The 14444-nt window shown below is 60.7% G+C and carries 13 protein-coding genes; 4 read left to right on the top strand and 9 right to left on the bottom strand.

The window, feature by feature from the left end:
• Window positions 1-3: 3 nt before the first annotated feature.
• Complete coding sequence (locus tag AC0ZWN_RS17245) at window positions 4-2313, bottom strand: heavy metal translocating P-type ATPase (RefSeq protein ID WP_476335854.1); 2310 nt, start codon at window positions 2311-2313, stop codon at window positions 4-6.
• Between the two features lie 84 nt (window positions 2314-2397).
• On the opposite strand from AC0ZWN_RS17245, the gene cadR reads away from it, so the two are divergent.
• The gene (gene cadR / locus AC0ZWN_RS17240) at window positions 2398-2847 is read left to right on the top strand and encodes a Cd(II)/Pb(II)-responsive transcriptional regulator (protein WP_016983204.1); all 450 of its coding nucleotides are present in this window, start codon (window positions 2398-2400) and stop codon (window positions 2845-2847) included.
• A 118-nt stretch (window positions 2848-2965) separates the two neighbouring features.
• Here cadR and AC0ZWN_RS17235 read toward each other — a convergent pair whose 3' ends face one another.
• The 3 genes from AC0ZWN_RS17235 to AC0ZWN_RS17225 all read right to left on the bottom strand — a co-directional run bounded on the left by AC0ZWN_RS17235 (window position 2966) and on the right by AC0ZWN_RS17225 (window position 5665).
• Window positions 2966-3937 carry a thymidylate synthase gene (locus AC0ZWN_RS17235; RefSeq protein ID WP_102901367.1) on the bottom strand — a complete coding sequence of 324 codons (972 nt, stop codon included), beginning with the start codon at window positions 3935-3937 and terminating at the stop codon, window positions 2966-2968.
• Window positions 3938-3987: 50 nt separating this feature from the next.
• Window positions 3988-4803, bottom strand: coding sequence for a prolipoprotein diacylglyceryl transferase (gene lgt / locus AC0ZWN_RS17230; protein ID WP_016983202.1), 816 nt, complete (start codon window positions 4801-4803; stop codon window positions 3988-3990).
• A 79-nt stretch (window positions 4804-4882) separates the two neighbouring features.
• Window positions 4883-5665 carry a sulfite exporter TauE/SafE family protein gene (locus AC0ZWN_RS17225; RefSeq protein ID WP_160042245.1) on the bottom strand — a complete coding sequence of 261 codons (783 nt, stop codon included), beginning with the start codon at window positions 5663-5665 and terminating at the stop codon, window positions 4883-4885.
• 132 nt (window positions 5666-5797) lie between these two features.
• Between AC0ZWN_RS17225 and AC0ZWN_RS17220 the strand changes: the two genes are divergently transcribed.
• On the top strand, window positions 5798-6544 hold the full coding sequence (locus AC0ZWN_RS17220) for an NRDE family protein (RefSeq protein WP_476335853.1): 747 nt from the start codon (window positions 5798-5800) through the stop codon (window positions 6542-6544).
• A gap of 274 nt (window positions 6545-6818) precedes the next feature.
• Here AC0ZWN_RS17220 and ptsP read toward each other — a convergent pair whose 3' ends face one another.
• Together ptsP and AC0ZWN_RS17210 are read right to left on the bottom strand one after the other, a co-directional pair.
• Window positions 6819-9098 carry a phosphoenolpyruvate--protein phosphotransferase gene (gene ptsP / locus AC0ZWN_RS17215; RefSeq protein ID WP_093429796.1) on the bottom strand — a complete coding sequence of 760 codons (2280 nt, stop codon included), beginning with the start codon at window positions 9096-9098 and terminating at the stop codon, window positions 6819-6821.
• Window positions 9099-9120: 22 nt separating this feature from the next.
• Window positions 9121-9600 carry an RNA pyrophosphohydrolase gene (locus tag AC0ZWN_RS17210; protein ID WP_003229203.1) on the bottom strand — a complete coding sequence of 160 codons (480 nt, stop codon included), beginning with the start codon at window positions 9598-9600 and terminating at the stop codon, window positions 9121-9123.
• Window positions 9601-9743: 143 nt separating this feature from the next.
• Here AC0ZWN_RS17210 and AC0ZWN_RS17205 point away from each other — a divergent pair, with 143 nt between their 5' ends.
• The gene (locus AC0ZWN_RS17205; RefSeq protein WP_476335852.1) at window positions 9744-10400 is read left to right on the top strand and encodes a histidinol-phosphatase; all 657 of its coding nucleotides are present in this window, start codon (window positions 9744-9746) and stop codon (window positions 10398-10400) included.
• Window positions 10401-10505: 105 nt separating this feature from the next.
• On the opposite strand, the gene AC0ZWN_RS17200 is transcribed toward AC0ZWN_RS17205, so the two are convergent.
• On the bottom strand, window positions 10506-10919 hold the full coding sequence (locus AC0ZWN_RS17200; protein ID WP_460066378.1) for a DUF2269 family protein: 414 nt from the start codon (window positions 10917-10919) through the stop codon (window positions 10506-10508).
• Window positions 10920-10959: 40 nt separating this feature from the next.
• Window positions 10960-12474: a threonine ammonia-lyase, biosynthetic gene (gene ilvA / locus AC0ZWN_RS17195; RefSeq protein WP_476335850.1), complete on the bottom strand. Its 1515-nt coding sequence runs from the start codon at window positions 12472-12474 to the stop codon at window positions 10960-10962.
• A gap of 148 nt (window positions 12475-12622) precedes the next feature.
• On the opposite strand from ilvA, the gene rpiA reads away from it, so the two are divergent.
• Window positions 12623-13297 (top strand): ribose-5-phosphate isomerase RpiA, encoded by a 675-nt coding sequence (gene rpiA, locus AC0ZWN_RS17190; RefSeq protein WP_007913886.1) that lies wholly within the window; start codon window positions 12623-12625, stop codon window positions 13295-13297.
• A 146-nt stretch (window positions 13298-13443) separates the two neighbouring features.
• Here rpiA and AC0ZWN_RS17185 read toward each other — a convergent pair whose 3' ends face one another.
• Window positions 13444-14361: an SdiA-regulated domain-containing protein gene (locus AC0ZWN_RS17185; RefSeq protein WP_476335848.1), complete on the bottom strand. Its 918-nt coding sequence runs from the start codon at window positions 14359-14361 to the stop codon at window positions 13444-13446.
• Window positions 14362-14444 lie beyond the last annotated feature (83 nt).

Genomic DNA, 14444 nt, shown 5'->3' with positions numbered 1-14444 from the left:
CATCTATTTGCGCAGCAGGCGCAAACCGTTGAACACCACCAACAGGCTTACGCCCATGTCGGCGAACACCGCCATCCACATGGTGGCGAGCCCGGCGAAGGTTACCGCAAGAAAGATAGCCTTGATCACCAGTGCCAACGCAATGTTCTGTTTCAGGATGCTTGCGGTATTGCGCGACAGGCTGATGAACGCCGGAATCTTGCGCAGATCGTCGTCCATCAGGGCGACATCGGCGGTTTCAATCGCGGTGTCGGTACCGGCCGCGGCCATGGCAAAACCAATCTCGGCGCGGGCCAGTGCCGGCGCGTCGTTGATGCCGTCGCCGACCATGCCGACTCGGCGGCCCTGTGCATAAAGCTCTTCGATGGCTTGCAGCTTGTCGGTCGGCAGCAAGTCGCCACGCGCTTCGTCGATCCCGACCTGTGCGGCAATCGCTTGGGCGGTGTGGACGTTGTCGCCGGTGAGCATCAGGGTTTTCACCCCGAGTTCATGCAATTGGCGGATCGCTTCGCGGCTGGTCTCCTTGACGGTGTCGGCCACGGCGAACAGTGCCAGCGGGCCAGAGCTGTCGAGCAGCAACACCACGGATTTGCCCTGCTTCTCCAGCGCGAAGAGTTTTTCTTCCAGTGCTGGCGAGCACAGGCCGAGTTCTTCGACCAGACGATGGTTGCCCAAGTGGTAGGTCTGGCCGTTGATGTCGCCTTTGACGCCCCGCCCGCCCAGCGCTTCGAAGTTATCCACAATCAGCGCCGCGAAGTTTTTATCCACAGCGGCATTGGCGATGGCCAGCGACACCGGGTGATCGGAGCGACCGGCCAAGGCAGCGGCAATTGCCGGTGCGGTGGCATCGGCGGTTGGATCGAGCGACAGGTAATCGGTCTGCACCGGTTTGCCGTGGGTGATCGTCCCGGTTTTATCCAGCGCCAGATAATCCAGTTTGAAGCCGCCCTCCAGGTACACGCCGCCCTTGACCAGAATGCCTTTGCGCGCAGCTGCCGCAAGGCCGCTGACAATGGTCACCGGGGTGGAAATCACCAATGCACATGGGCACGCGACCACCAGCAACACCAGCGCACGGTAGATCCAGTCAAACCACACAGCGCCCATGAACAGCGGCGGAATGATCGCCACGGCCAAGGCAAATACGAACACCACGGGCGTGTAGATTTTCGAGAACTGATCGACGAAGCGCTGGGTCGGCGCACGCGCGCCTTGGGCCTGCTCGACGGCGTGGATGATCCGCGCAAGAGTCGAGTTGTTCGCCGCTGCGGTCACCGCGTATTCCAGCGAACCGGCCTGGTTGATGGTGCCGGCGAAGACTTTATCGCCGACGGTCTTCTCCACCGGCAGGCTTTCCCCGGTGATCGGTGCCTGGTCGATGGTCGAACTGCCGCTGACCACTTCGCCGTCCAGCGCGATGCGCTCGCCGGGTTTCACTCGCACGCGGGCGCCGAGCTCGACGCTCTTCACGTCCTGCTCAATCCACGAACCGTCAGCCTGCAACACCGTGGCTTGCTCCGGCGTCATCTGCATCAGACCACTGATCGCGTTGCGCGCACGGTCCAGCGAGCGCGCTTCGATCAACTCGGCGACGGTGAACAGGAACATCACCATCGCCGCTTCCGGCCACTGGCCGATGAGGATGGCACCGGTGACGGCGATGCTCATTAGCGCGTTGATGTTGAGGTTGCGGTTCTTCAGGGCGATCCAGCCCTTTTTATAGATGCTCAAGCCACCGCTGAGGATCGACACCAGCGCGATGATCGCCACCACCCAGGTGGGCGCGGCGTTGGTGAAGTGGATGACTTCGGCAGCGAGGGCGCCGACACCGGACAGCGCCAAGGGCCACCAGTGCTTTTTCAATGGCGCCGGGGCCGGTGCTTCGACGCCCGCCTCCAGGGGCTCGGCGTGCATGCCGAGGGATTTGATCGCTTCGGTGATCGGCTCAGTGCCCGGCAGGTTATGGGTCACGCCGAGTACGCGGTTGATCAGGTTGAATTCCAGTTGCTGCACGCCGGCGAGTTTGCCGAGCTTGTTCTGGATCAGCGTCTGCTCGGTCGGGCAGTCCATCGCCTCGATACGGAAACTGCTCAGTCGCGCATCGGCGCTGGTCTTTTCGCTCAGTTGCACCAGCGCAGGCGCGGCGGCTTTCGACGAGCAGCAGGAATCTTCGTGCGCATGAACCGGTGCCGGCGCAGCGACTTTCGATCCGCAGCAAGCATCGCCACCCTGTGAATGTTTATGCACAGGCTGCAATTTATGACTGTGATCGTGGCCGTCGCCGGGCTTGTGGGTGTGCTGGGAATCGCTCATTGGTCGCGTCCATGAAGGTGCCTGTTGCCAAGTAAAGACCCTGTAGCCACTATAGGGTCAAGCACCCTTTTGGAGATTGTCGTCATGAAGATTGGAGAACTGGCCAAACTCACCGACTGCGCCGTGGAAACCATCCGCTACTACGAGCGCGAAAACCTGCTGCCGGAACCGGCTCGCAGCGACGGCAACTACCGCGTTTACACCCAGGCCCACGCCGAACGCCTGACCTTTATCCGCAACTGCCGCACCCTCGACATGACCCTCGAAGAGATTCGCAGTCTGTTGGCCATGCGTGATAGCCCGCAGGATCAGTGTGAAAGCGTGAATACGCTGATCGACGAGCATATCCAGCATGTGAAGGCGCGGATTGATGGGTTGCTGGCGTTGCAGACACAACTGCTCGACCTGCGCCAACGTTGTGGCGAAGGGCCGATGGCCGATCAATGCGGGATTTTGCAGCGGCTGGAGGTCAGCGGCGGAGTCGTCGCAACCGAAGTCGAACACTCCCACGTAGGCCGCAGCCACGGCCACTGACGTTGGCGCTCGTTCCCATGCTCCGCGTGGGAATGCCGCCATGGACGCTCCGCGTCCAAAGTGACGCGGAGCGTCACGGGATTCATTCCCACGCAGAGCGTGGGAACGATCCTGCTGACTAGACCGCCATTGGCGCGGTCATTGGCGCGTGATGTTCGTAGCCTTCCAGCGAGAAATCGCTCGGCTCGACCAGCTCCAGCCACTCCGGCTGATAAACACCGGTCTTGGCAAACTCCGGCACACGATCCGAAATTTTCAGCTTCGGCATGGCGAACGGCTCGCGCTTGAGCTGTTCGTTGAGCATGTCCAGGTGGTTCTCGTAGACGTGCGCATCACCGATGAAATAGGTGAACCAGCGCGGCGTGTAGCCGGTCAGGCGACCGATCAGGCTCAGCAGCGCGGCGCCTTCGGTGAGGTTGAACGGCGTACCCAGACCCAGGTCGTTGGAGCGGATATACAGGGTCAGGGAAATTTCCTTGGTCTCGACATTCGGGTGGAACTGGTACAGCAGATGGCATGGCGGCAGGGCCATTTCATCGAGCTGGGCGACGTTCCAGCCGTGGAACAGGATGCGGCGGCTGCCGGGATCGTTGATGATCGTGTCGACGCACTGACGCACCTGGTCGATGGCTTTGTACAGCACCACGTAGGCCTGGCCGTCTTCTTCGCCTTGAGCGATCTGCTTGTAGCCGTTGGCCAGGGTTTGTTCGATGGCGGCGCTGTTGCTCAGCGGGATCTGCTTGTACGCCGGCCATTTGCGCCATTGCACGCCGTAGATTTCGCCGAGGTCGTCGTCGCCCTGACGGAACGGGTTGGCCAGCCACTGCGCGTTTTCGTTGGCGTTCTGGTCCCAGACCTTGCAGCCCAGCGCCCGGAATTCAGCGGCGTTGTTCACGCCACGGAGAAACCCGCACATCTCGCCGATGGCCGATTTGAAGGCCATTTTGCGCGTGGTGATCGCCGGAAAACCTTCCTGAAGATCGAAACGCAGCATCGCACCCGGGAAGCTGATGGTGTTGATACCGGTGCGGTTGGCTTGTTTGGTGCCGTTCTGAATGACGTGCGAGACCAGTTCGAGATATTGCTTCATGAGTTACCTGTGTCCTTTGAGCCCCGGCGTCGCGCGCCGGGGTTCGTAGTTTAAGCCGTCGGCGCGAGCGGTGCTGCCGGTGCGCGACGATAGGCCAGCCAGATCAGGAACAGCCCGCCGACGATCATCGGTACGCAGAGCACCTGGCCCATGGTCAGCCAGTTCCAGGCCAGATAGCCCAGTTGCGCATCCGGGACGCGGACGAACTCGACGATGAACCGGAAGATGCCGTAAAACAGCGCGAACATGCCGGAAACGGCCATGGTCGGACGCGGTTTGCGCGAGAAAATCCACAGGATCAGGAACAGCGCCACGCCTTCCAGCGCGAATTGGTACAGCTGCGACGGGTGACGCGGCAGTTGCGCCGGATCGCTGAACGGCGGAAAGACCATCGCCCACGGCACGTCGGTGGCCTTACCCCACAACTCGGCGTTGATGAAGTTACCGATACGCCCGGCGCCCAGGCCGATCGGCACCATTGGTGCGACGAAGTCCATCAACTGGAAGAACGACTTGCCGTTACGCTTGCCGAACCACAAGGCTGCGAGCATTACGCCAATGAACCCGCCGTGGAACGACATGCCGCCCTTCCACACTTCGAAAATCAGCGTCGGGTTGGCCAGGTAGGCACTCAGATCGTAGAACAGCACATAGCCCAGGCGCCCGCCAACGATCACGCCCATCGACATCCAGAAGACCATGTCGGAGAGTTTCTCCTTGGTCCAGGTCGGGTCGAAACGGTTGAGCCGGCGCGACGCCAGCAGCCACGCACCGCCGATGCCGACGAGGTACATGAGACCGTACCAGTGGATTTTCAGCGGACCGATGGCCAGGGCCACCGGGTCGATCTGCGGGTAAGGCAGCATTGCGACTCCTCGTTAGAGTTGAAACCAAAATTCCCGGGCGACGCTGCCACCACAGGATTAAGCCAGGATTGCGAAGTGGTTAAAGCAAGAAGCTCAGACCCACGCTGAACAGCAAAGCGGCGAACAGCCGTTTCAGCAAGCGCGGCGACAACCGATGTGCCAAACGCGCGCCAATGCGGGCGAAAACCATGCTGGTCAGGGCGATGCCCAGCAGCGCCGGTAAATAAACAAAACCGAGACTATGCGGTGGCAACAACGGATCGTGCCACCCCAGAATCATGAAACTTAATGCACTGACCAGGGCGATCGGCAGACCGCAGGCCGATGAGGTTGCCACCGCTTGCTGCATCGGCACGCTGCGCCAGGTCAGGAACGGCACGGTCAGCGAACCGCCGCCCACGCCAAAAATCGCCGAGGCCCATCCGATGATGCTACCGGCCACGGTCAGACCGAGTTTACCCGGCACCGTTCGGCTGGCCTTGGGTTTGATGTCCAGCGCCAGTTGCACCGAGATGATCAAGGCAAACACGCCGATGATCTTTTGCAGGTGCGGCCCGGAAATCGCTTCCGCAGTCAGCGCGCCGAAACCTGCACCGAGCAGGATGCCGACGGCCATCCACATGAAGATCGGCCAGCGCACTGCGCCTCGACGGTGATGCTCACGCACGGCGTTGACCGAGGTGAAGATGATCGTCGCCAGCGACGTCCCGACCGCCAGATGGGTGAGGATCGACTGATCAAAGCCCTGCAAGGTGAAACTGAACACCAGCACCGGCACGATGATGATCCCGCCGCCAACCCCGAACAGCCCGGCCAGCACGCCCGCACAGGCGCCCAGCGCCAGATAGAGCAGAAATTCCATGACCGTCTCCCCAGACCGCATCCGCAAAACCGGAGCGGCATGGTAACGGATGCACACCCTTTGGCTCCACTGGCGATGGATGCACGGACGCCGGATGCGTAGAGTGAGCAAAAAACACACAAGGACCACCTTATGTGCCTGATTGTTTTCGCCTGGCGCCCAGGCCATGCCCAGCCGCTGATCGTCGCGGCCAACCGTGACGAGTTCTACGCCCGGCCAAGCCTGCCAATGGCGCAGTGGCCGGAGGCGCCGCATGTGCACGCGGGGCGTGATCTTGAAGCAGGCGGCACCTGGCTGGGGATCGGCGCCAACGGGCGCTTTGCCGCGCTGACCAATATCCGCGATCCGCAGCAGGCGCCAGCGCGCAAGTCGCGGGGTGAGTTGGTGGCGCGGTTTCTGACCGGCGATGCGTCGATTGATGATTATTTGAGCGAAGTGGTCGGGCGTGCGGCGGAATATGCCGGGTTTAATCTGTTGCTCGGTAATAGTCATGAGCTGTGGCACTTCAATGCGCGGATGTCGGAACCGGTGATGCTGGGATCGGGGGTTTACGGATTATCCAATGCCGGGCTGGATACGCCGTGGCCGAAGTTGCTCAAGGCCAAGGCAGCGTTAGGTGCAGTGCTGGATGATCCGACGCCTGCGCGGTTGTTGGGGTTGTTGAGTGATGCGCAGGTTGCGCCGTCGGCTGAGCTGCCGGATACAGGGGTGGGGTTGGCGACTGAGACTTTGTTGTCGAGTGTGTTTATTGCCAGTCAGAGTTATGGGACGCGGGCGAGTACGGCGTTGATCGTTCAGGCGGACGGGACTCGGCGGATGGTGGAGCGGAGTTTTGGGCCGTATGGCGGGCATTTGGGTGAAGTGGAAATAACAGCTTAAAAGCCAACCCTCACCCCAGCCCTCTCCCGGAGGGAGAGGGGGCCGACCGAGGTGTCTTAAGCCATACATCGACCTGACAGACCGAGTTGAGTATGGATTCAACACAACACCTTCTAGTCCGTGTGAATCGATTATGGATTCAACACAGCACCTTCTTGTCCGGGTGAGTCGATTATGGATTCAACACAGCACTTTCAGGTCGGCGGAGTTCTGCAGCATCCCCCAATCAGTTCCCTCTCCCTCTGGGAGAGGGCTAGGGTGAGGGGCTTTTGATTCAGAGGGCCTTGACCACCGCCGGCGGATGCATCTTCGACAACCCAAGGTTCTTCAGCGCCAATTGCAGCGAGCTGTGGATAACTTGCGGGTTGTCGATAGTCATCAGCTCCGCCAGCAATTCCTGAGCCTTGCTCAAATTGACCTGACGCAGCATCCACTTCACTTTCGGCAAGTTGGTGGCGTTCATCGACAGGCTGTCGAAGCCCATCGCCATCAACAGCACTGCGGCCGCCGGATCACCGGCCATTTCGCCGCAGATACTCACCGGTTTGCCTTCGGCATGGGCATCGCGCACCACGGTCTGCAGGGCTTGCAGCACCGCCGGATGCAGGTAGTCGTAGAGATCGGCCACACGCGGGTTGTTACGGTCGACCGCCAGCAAATACTGGGTCAAGTCGTTGGAACCGACGGACAGGAAGTCGACCATCCGCGCCAGCTCCTTGGTCTGGTACACCGCTGCCGGGATCTCGATCATCACGCCGATCGGCGGCATCGGCACGTCGGTGCCTTCGTCGCGCACTTCGCCCCAGGCCCGGTGGATCAGGTGCAGGGCTTCTTCGAGTTCGTGGGTGCCGGAGATCATCGGCAGCAGAATCCGCAGGTTGTTCAGGCCTTCGCTGGCCTTGAGCATCGCGCGGGTCTGCACCAGGAAGATTTCCGGGTGGTCGAGGGTGACGCGAATGCCGCGCCAGCCGAGGAACGGGTTGTCTTCCTTGATCGGGAAGTACGACAGCGACTTGTCACCGCCGATGTCGAGGCTGCGCATGGTCACCGGTTGCGGGTGGAACGCGGCGAGCTGCTCGCGGTAGATCGCCAGTTGTTCCTTCTCGCTCGGGAAGCGCTGGTTGATCATGAACGGCACTTCGGTGCGGTACAGGCCGACACCTTCGGCGCCACGCTTCTGCGCCCGCGCCACATCGGCCAGCAGGCCGGTGTTGACCCACAGCGGCATGCGGTGGCCATCGAGGGTCACGCATGGCAGGTCACGCAAGGTGTCGAGGCCCAGCGCCAGTTGTTTCTCTTCTTCGACGACTTCGGCGAACTGCTTGCGCAGCACTTCGCTCGGGTTGGTGTAAACCTCACCGCGTGTGCCGTCGACGATCATTTCGATGCCGTCGACCTTGGCGTACGGCAGGTCGACCAGACCCATCACCGTCGGAATGCCCATCGCTCGGGCGAGGATCGCGACGTGCGAGTTACCCGAGCCGAGTACCGAGACCAGACCGACCAGTGTGCCTTCCGGAACCTCGCCGAGCATCGCCGGCGTCAGTTCTTCGCTGACCAGAATGGTTTTTTCCGGGTAGACCAGGTTCTGCTGGCGCTCTTCCTGCAAGTAGGCGAGCAGGCGGCGACCGAGGTCTTTGACGTCCGACGCACGCTCACGCAGGTAGGCGTCGTCCATCAGTTCGAAACGGTTGACGTGCTCAGTGACCACCTGACGCAGCGCGCCCTGCGCCCACTGGCCAGTCTTGATCACGGTGGTGATTTCGCTGCCCAGCGAGGCATCGTCGAGCATCATCAGGTAGACGTCGAACAGTGCGCGTTCTTCCGGACGCAGTTGGGTCGCGAGTTTGGCGGACAACGCGCGCATGTCGGCGCGCACGCCTTCGATGGCGGTCTTGAACAGCGCCAGTTCAGCGTCGATGTCGGTGATGGTCTTGTCGGGCACCACGTCGAGATCGGCCGGCGGCAGCATGACCACCGCGGTACCGACCGCCGCACCCGGCGAGCCCGGCACGCCGACGAACTTGGCTTCTTGAATACCCTTGCCCTGACGGCCCAGACCACGGATCGAACCGGTGGCCTCGGCATGGGCGATAACGCCTGCAAGCTGTGCGCTCATGGTCACGAGGAAGGCTTCTTCACCCTCGTCGAACTGGCGGCGTTCTTTTTGCTGGATGACCAACACGCCGACGACGCGGCGGTGGTGAATGATCGGTGCACCGAGGAACGAGGCGTAACGCTCTTCACCGGTTTCGGCGAAGTAGCGGTAGCGCGGGTGATCCGCAGCGTTTTCGAGGTTCAGGGGTTCTTCACGCGTGCCGACCAGACCGACCAGACCTTCGTTGGGTGCCATGCTGACCTTGCCGATCGAGCGCTTGTTCAAGCCCTCGGTGGCCATCAGGACGAAGCGGTTGGTCTCGGGATCAAGCAGGTAGACCGAGCAGACCTGGCTGCCCATGGCCTCTTTGACGCGCAACACAATAATCCCCAACGCCGCCTTGAGATCCTTGGCGGAGTTAACTTCCTGGACGATCTTGCGCAGCGTATTGAGCATGGCTCGGGGTCGAACTCCGTCGTCAGTCGCGCGCTAAAAGGCGCGGGGCAAGCTCTTTGAGGGCGCGGCGATACACCTCGCGCTTGAATGTCACCACCTGGCCCAACGGATACCAATAGCTGACCCAGCGCCAGCCATCGAACTCCGGTTTACCGGTCAAATCCATCCGCACCCGCTGCTCGTTGGAGATCAGGCGCAGGAGAAACCATTTCTGTTTCTGGCCGATGCACAGCGGTTGGCTGTGCGTACGCACCAGACGTTGCGGCAAACGATAGCGCAACCAGCCCCGGGTACAGGCCAGTATTTCAACATCTTCACGTTCCAGGCCAACTTCTTCGTTCAGCTCGCGGTACAAGGCGTCTTCCGGAGTCTCTTCAGGGTTGATTCCCCCTTGCGGAAACTGCCAGGCATCTTGATTGATACGGCGAGCCCATAGCACCTGGCCGGCGTCATTCGTCAGAATGATCCCGACATTGGGGCGGAAACCATCGGGGTCGATCACGGCAACAACCTCGCAAACGCATGTCGCCGCATTGTTCCACAAAGGTTGATAAGGCGGCAACGAGGCTTCCTACCTTATGTGCACTCTTGTGAAAAGACCGTATTCTTGTCGCCTTTTTACTGACTTTTCAGCGGGTAACTGCAATGCGCCTGGCTCTATTCGATTTGGACAACACCCTTCTGGGCGGCGACAGCGATCACGCCTGGGGCGACTATCTGTGTGAACGCGGCTTCCTCGACCCGATTGCGTACAAGGCTCGCAACGACGAGTTTTATCGGGATTACCTGGCCGGCAAACTGGATAACGCCGCGTACCTGAACTTCTGCCTGGAGATCCTCGGCCGCACCGAAATGGCCGTGCTTGAGCAATGGCACAACGATTACATGCGCGACTGCATTGAGCCGATCGTATTGCCGAAGGCGCTGGAACTGCTGAAAAAACACCGGGACGCCGGCGACAAACTGGTGATCATCACCGCGACCAACCGCTTCGTGACCGCGCCGATTGCCGTGCGCCTGGGTGTTGAAACGCTGATCGCCACCGAATGCGAGATGGTTGATGGCCGCTACAGCGGGCGCAGCACTGATATTCCGTGCTTTCGCGAAGGCAAGGTCACGCGCCTGAACCGTTGGCTGGAGGAGACCGGGTATTCGCTGGAAGGCAGCTATTTCTATAGCGATTCGATGAATGATTTGCCGTTGCTGGAGCAGGTGGCGAATCCGGTCGCGGTGGATCCGGATCCGAATCTGCGGGCCGAGGCGGAAAAGCGTGGCTGGCCGGTCATTACTCTGCGCGACTGAATATGCCTTCGCGAGCAAGCTCGCTCCCACATTGGATCTGTGTCGTTCACAAATCCCCTGTGGGAGCGAGCCTGCTCGCGAATGGGGTCGACACGGTCTCAAGCCTTAAACAGGCTTGGCCCCCATCAACCCGGCAATGGCGAGAAACCCGACGCCGCTGACAATCGCAAGGGCCAGATTGAATTTCCAGTTGCCAACCCCCGTTGTCCACAGCCGATTAAGCCGCACCAGCAGCCAGACCGCACTGAACGTGGCCACGGCATAAATCACGCTGGACCCCAAAATCCACAACTGCCCCAATGGCCAGCCAATCAGGTGCACCAGCCACCAGCCGGTGAAAGGCATGCTGAACATACCGATCAGCATCAAACACCAGATAAACAGCCAGGGACGCTGCATCGTGCTGGCCGGCCCTTCGCTGCGATTACGCCAGGTCAGGGCGGCAAGCCCCAGCCCGCTCGCGAGTATGACCACGGTCGCCGCGACGTGAAGGACTTTCAGGGTGGTCAGGGTTTCCATGTAATTCTCTTCCTTGGGCCATGCCCATCAGCGTAGCCGCTCAGCCAAGAAACAGCTGATAGGCCGCGTTTTCGCTTTCATCCCAGTACGGGTAACCGATTTCCTCAAGCGCCGCCGGCACCAGATGACGTTCGTCGTGCGGTACTTGCAGACCGGCGACCACGCGACCATCGGCAGCGCCGTGGTTGCGGTAGTGGAACATCGAGATGTTCCAGCGCCCACCGAGCTTGTTGAGGAAATTGAACAGCGCGCCCGGACGCTCCGGGAACTCGAAGCGGAACACCACTTCATCAATCACGTGCGCCGCGTGGCCGCCGACCATGTGGCGGATATGCAGCTTGGCCAGTTCGTTATCGGTCAGGTCGAGTACCGGGAAACCCTGCTCGGTCAGGCTCGCCAGCAATGCACTGCGCGGATCGTTTTCCGGATGGGTCTGCACGCCAACGAAAATGTGCGCTTCGCTGCCGGTGTTGTAGCGGTAGTTGAATTCGGTGATCTGGCGCTTGCCGATCGCTTCGCAGAACGCCTTGAAGCTGCCGGCCTTCTCGGGGATGGTCACAGCGATTATCGCTTCGCGGCCTTCACCCAGCTCGGCGCGTTCGGCGACGTGGCGCAGGCGATCGAAGTTGACGTTGGCGCCGGAGTCGATGGCCACAAAGGTCTGGCCGCTGACGCCGCGCAACTCGACGTACTTCTTGATCCCGGCCACGCCCAATGCGCCGGCAGGTTCGGTGATCGAGCGGGTATCGTCGTAGATATCCTTGATCGCCGCGCAGATCTCGTCGGTACTGACGGTGATCACTTCATCGACGTAGTCTTTGCAGATATCGAAGGTGTGCTGGCCGATCTGCGCCACCGCCACGCCGTCGGCGAAGATGCCCACGGTCGGCAACACCACGCGCTCACCGGCGGCCATCGCCGCTTGCAGGCAGTTGGAGTCGTCCGGCTCGACGCCGATGACTTTGATGTCCGGACGCAGGTATTTCACGTAGGCAGCGATGCCGGCGATCAGGCCGCCGCCGCCGACCGGAACGAAAATCGCGTCCAGTGGCTGCGGGTGCTGGCGCAGAATTTCCATCGCCACGGTGCCCTGCCCGGCAATGGTGTGCGGATCGTCGTACGGGTGGATGTAGACGTAGCCTTTTTCATCGACCAGTTTCAGCGAGTACGCCAGAGCTTCCGGGAACGAGTCACCGTGCAGCACTACTTTGCCGCCACGCGAGCGCACGCCTTCGACTTTGATCTCGGGGGTGGTCTTGGGCATGACGATGGTGGCTTTGACGCCAAGCACTTTCGCCGCCAGGGCCAGACCTTGCGCATGGTTGCCCGCCGACGCAGTGACCACGCCACGGGCACGCTCTTCGTCAGTCAGTTGGGTGAGTTTGTTGTAGGCGCCGCGAATCTTGAACGAGAACACTGGCTGCAAGTCTTCACGCTTGAGCCAGATGTCATTGCCCAGCCGCTCGGAGAGCTGGCGAGCGTTCTGCAACGGGGTTTCTACGGCAACGTCATAAACGCGCGAGGTGAGGATCTTTTTGACGTACTGTTCGAGCATCGGAAAGCATCACTGAGCGGGTTGGGCAGGGCCAAGGAGTCTAACCCGGCTTTTGCCCGGACGACCACACGAATCCAGAGGTTTTAGCCTCGCTTGCGGCTATAATGCCGGCCTTTCCGTTCTCACCTTGCCCGCTTCCGGAGCCCGCATGACCCAGGATCAACTCAAACAGGCAGTGGCTCAGGCCGCCGTCGACTTCATCCTTCCGAAACTCGACGACAAGAGCATCGTCGGGGTCGGCACCGGCTCCACCGCCAACTGCTTCATCGACGCCCTGGCCCAGCACAAGGGTGCGTTCGATGGCGCGGTGGCCAGTTCCGAAGCTACCGCCGCGCGCCTCAAGGGCCACGGGATTCCGGTGTATGAGCTGAACACCGTCAGCGACCTGGAGTTCTACGTCGACGGCGCCGATGAAAGCGACGCGCACCTGAACCTGATCAAGGGCGGCGGCGCAGCGCTGACCCGCGAGAAGATCGTTGCAGCCGTGGCCAAGACCTTCATCTGCATCGCCGACGCCAGCAAACTGGTGCCGGTGCTGGGCGAGTTCCCGCTGCCGGTCGAAGTGATCCCGATGGCCCGCAGCCACGTCGCCCGCCAACTGGTGAAACTGGGCGGCGACCCGGTGTACCGCGAAGGCGTTTTGACCGATAACGGCAACATCATTCTGGATGTGTTCAACCTGCAGATCACCAACCCGGTGGAGCTGGAAGCGCAGATCAATGCGATTGTCGGTGTGGTCACCAACGGCTTGTTCGCGGCGCGTCCGGCGGACCTGTTGCTGCTGGGTACTAGCGAAGGCGTGAAAACCCTCAAGGCTGAGTAATCCCAGACTGCCCGCAATTAATGGGCAGACGAATAAATCTGTGGGAGCGAGCCTGCTCGCGAAAGCGCCAGTTCAGCCAACATCTTCATTGGCTGACACGACGCCTTCGCGAGCAAGCTCGCTCCCACAGTGTTTTGTGGTGTGAGTTAGGGCTGTGCAGGCTTTTTGAAGACGTAGAACAGATTCGGCTCGCTCACCAGATACAACGTCCCGTCATCATCCATCGCAATGCCTTCCGCCTGCGGCACGGTTTTCTTCAAACCCTGCCGGCCGCCACTGATGGACATGGTGCTCAACGGCCGTCCGCCGACATCCAGCTCCAGAATCAACCGCGACTCATCCGACAGCGCCAGCAAATGCCCGCTGCGCTCGTCGTACTGCAAACTCGACAGATCGCGCACAAACATCCCGGCGTCACGCTTGGGGTCGTTGATCACATGCACCGCGTAGGACTTTTCCGGATTGAAGTGCGGAAAGCCGTGCACTTCGTAGATCAGCATCGGATTACGCTCTTTCGCGACAAACAGACGCTTACCCACCGAGTCATACGCCAGGCCTTCAAAACCTTTGTTGCTGGCCATATGCACGCCGAGGGTCATCTGCTCGGCGTCCGCCGCGTCGAGGAATGTGGTGCCTGCCTCCAAGTGAATCTTGATCAGTCGCTGCTGACGCTCATCAGTGATCACGTAGGTGTCGGCGCTGATGTACTCGACGGCTTCGGGATCGCCAAAACCAATCAGGGCAATGCGCCGCAGGATCTTGCCTTCAAGCGACAATTCGACCAGCTCGGAATTCTTGTTGGTCACGGTGAACAGGCTTTTGCGCACTGGATCGAAGGTCAGCGCCGAAACATCGTCGTCCAGCCCGTCAATCACCCGCGCCTCAATCTCCACGCGATACTGATTTAGCCCAATCGACTCGCTACTCTGCGGTTTCCACAGGGTGTGCAAGTTAAACCAGGCGCGCTCGAACAGGCGCATGTATTGACCGATCGCAATCAACGCGATCAGGGCAATCACCGACAGGAAGATAATCAGAGGCTTGGGGCGGGCAAGTCGACGCATGTGGATGGCTCGGGATCAAAACAGGCGGATGAAATACCACGCCCGTCTGAACTGAAGCTTAATGGCCACTTGCCTGTCAGGAC

The sequence above is a fragment of the Pseudomonas sp. 3B-A001-10F genome (genome assembly GCF_056313565.1).
This window is presented reverse-complemented; position numbering and strand designations above follow the sequence as displayed.

Bases quoted from the DNA above. Each gene is read 5' to 3' on its own strand.
- ilvA (WP_476335850.1), bottom strand. From the start codon at position 12,474: ATGCTCGAACAGTACGTCAAAAAGATCCTCACCTCGCGCGTTTATGAC.
- AC0ZWN_RS17225 (WP_160042245.1), bottom strand. From the start codon at position 5,665: ATGGAATTTCTGCTCTATCTGGCGCTGGGCGCCTGTGCGGGCGTGCTG.
- ptsP (WP_093429796.1), bottom strand. From the start codon at position 9,098: ATGCTCAATACGCTGCGCAAGATCGTCCAGGAAGTTAACTCCGCCAAG.
- lgt (WP_016983202.1), bottom strand. From the start codon at position 4,803: ATGCTGCCTTACCCGCAGATCGACCCGGTGGCCCTGGCCATCGGTCCG.
- cadR (WP_016983204.1), top strand. From the start codon at position 2,398: ATGAAGATTGGAGAACTGGCCAAACTCACCGACTGCGCCGTGGAAACC.
- AC0ZWN_RS17185 (WP_476335848.1), bottom strand. From the start codon at position 14,361: ATGCGTCGACTTGCCCGCCCCAAGCCTCTGATTATCTTCCTGTCGGTG.
- AC0ZWN_RS17200 (WP_460066378.1), bottom strand. From the start codon at position 10,919: ATGGAAACCCTGACCACCCTGAAAGTCCTTCACGTCGCGGCGACCGTG.
- AC0ZWN_RS17205 (WP_476335852.1), top strand. From the start codon at position 9,744: ATGCGCCTGGCTCTATTCGATTTGGACAACACCCTTCTGGGCGGCGAC.
- AC0ZWN_RS17235 (WP_102901367.1), bottom strand. From the start codon at position 3,937: ATGAAGCAATATCTCGAACTGGTCTCGCACGTCATTCAGAACGGCACC.
- AC0ZWN_RS17220 (WP_476335853.1), top strand. From the start codon at position 5,798: ATGTGCCTGATTGTTTTCGCCTGGCGCCCAGGCCATGCCCAGCCGCTG.
- AC0ZWN_RS17245 (WP_476335854.1), bottom strand. From the start codon at position 2,313: ATGAGCGATTCCCAGCACACCCACAAGCCCGGCGACGGCCACGATCAC.
- rpiA (WP_007913886.1), top strand. From the start codon at position 12,623: ATGACCCAGGATCAACTCAAACAGGCAGTGGCTCAGGCCGCCGTCGAC.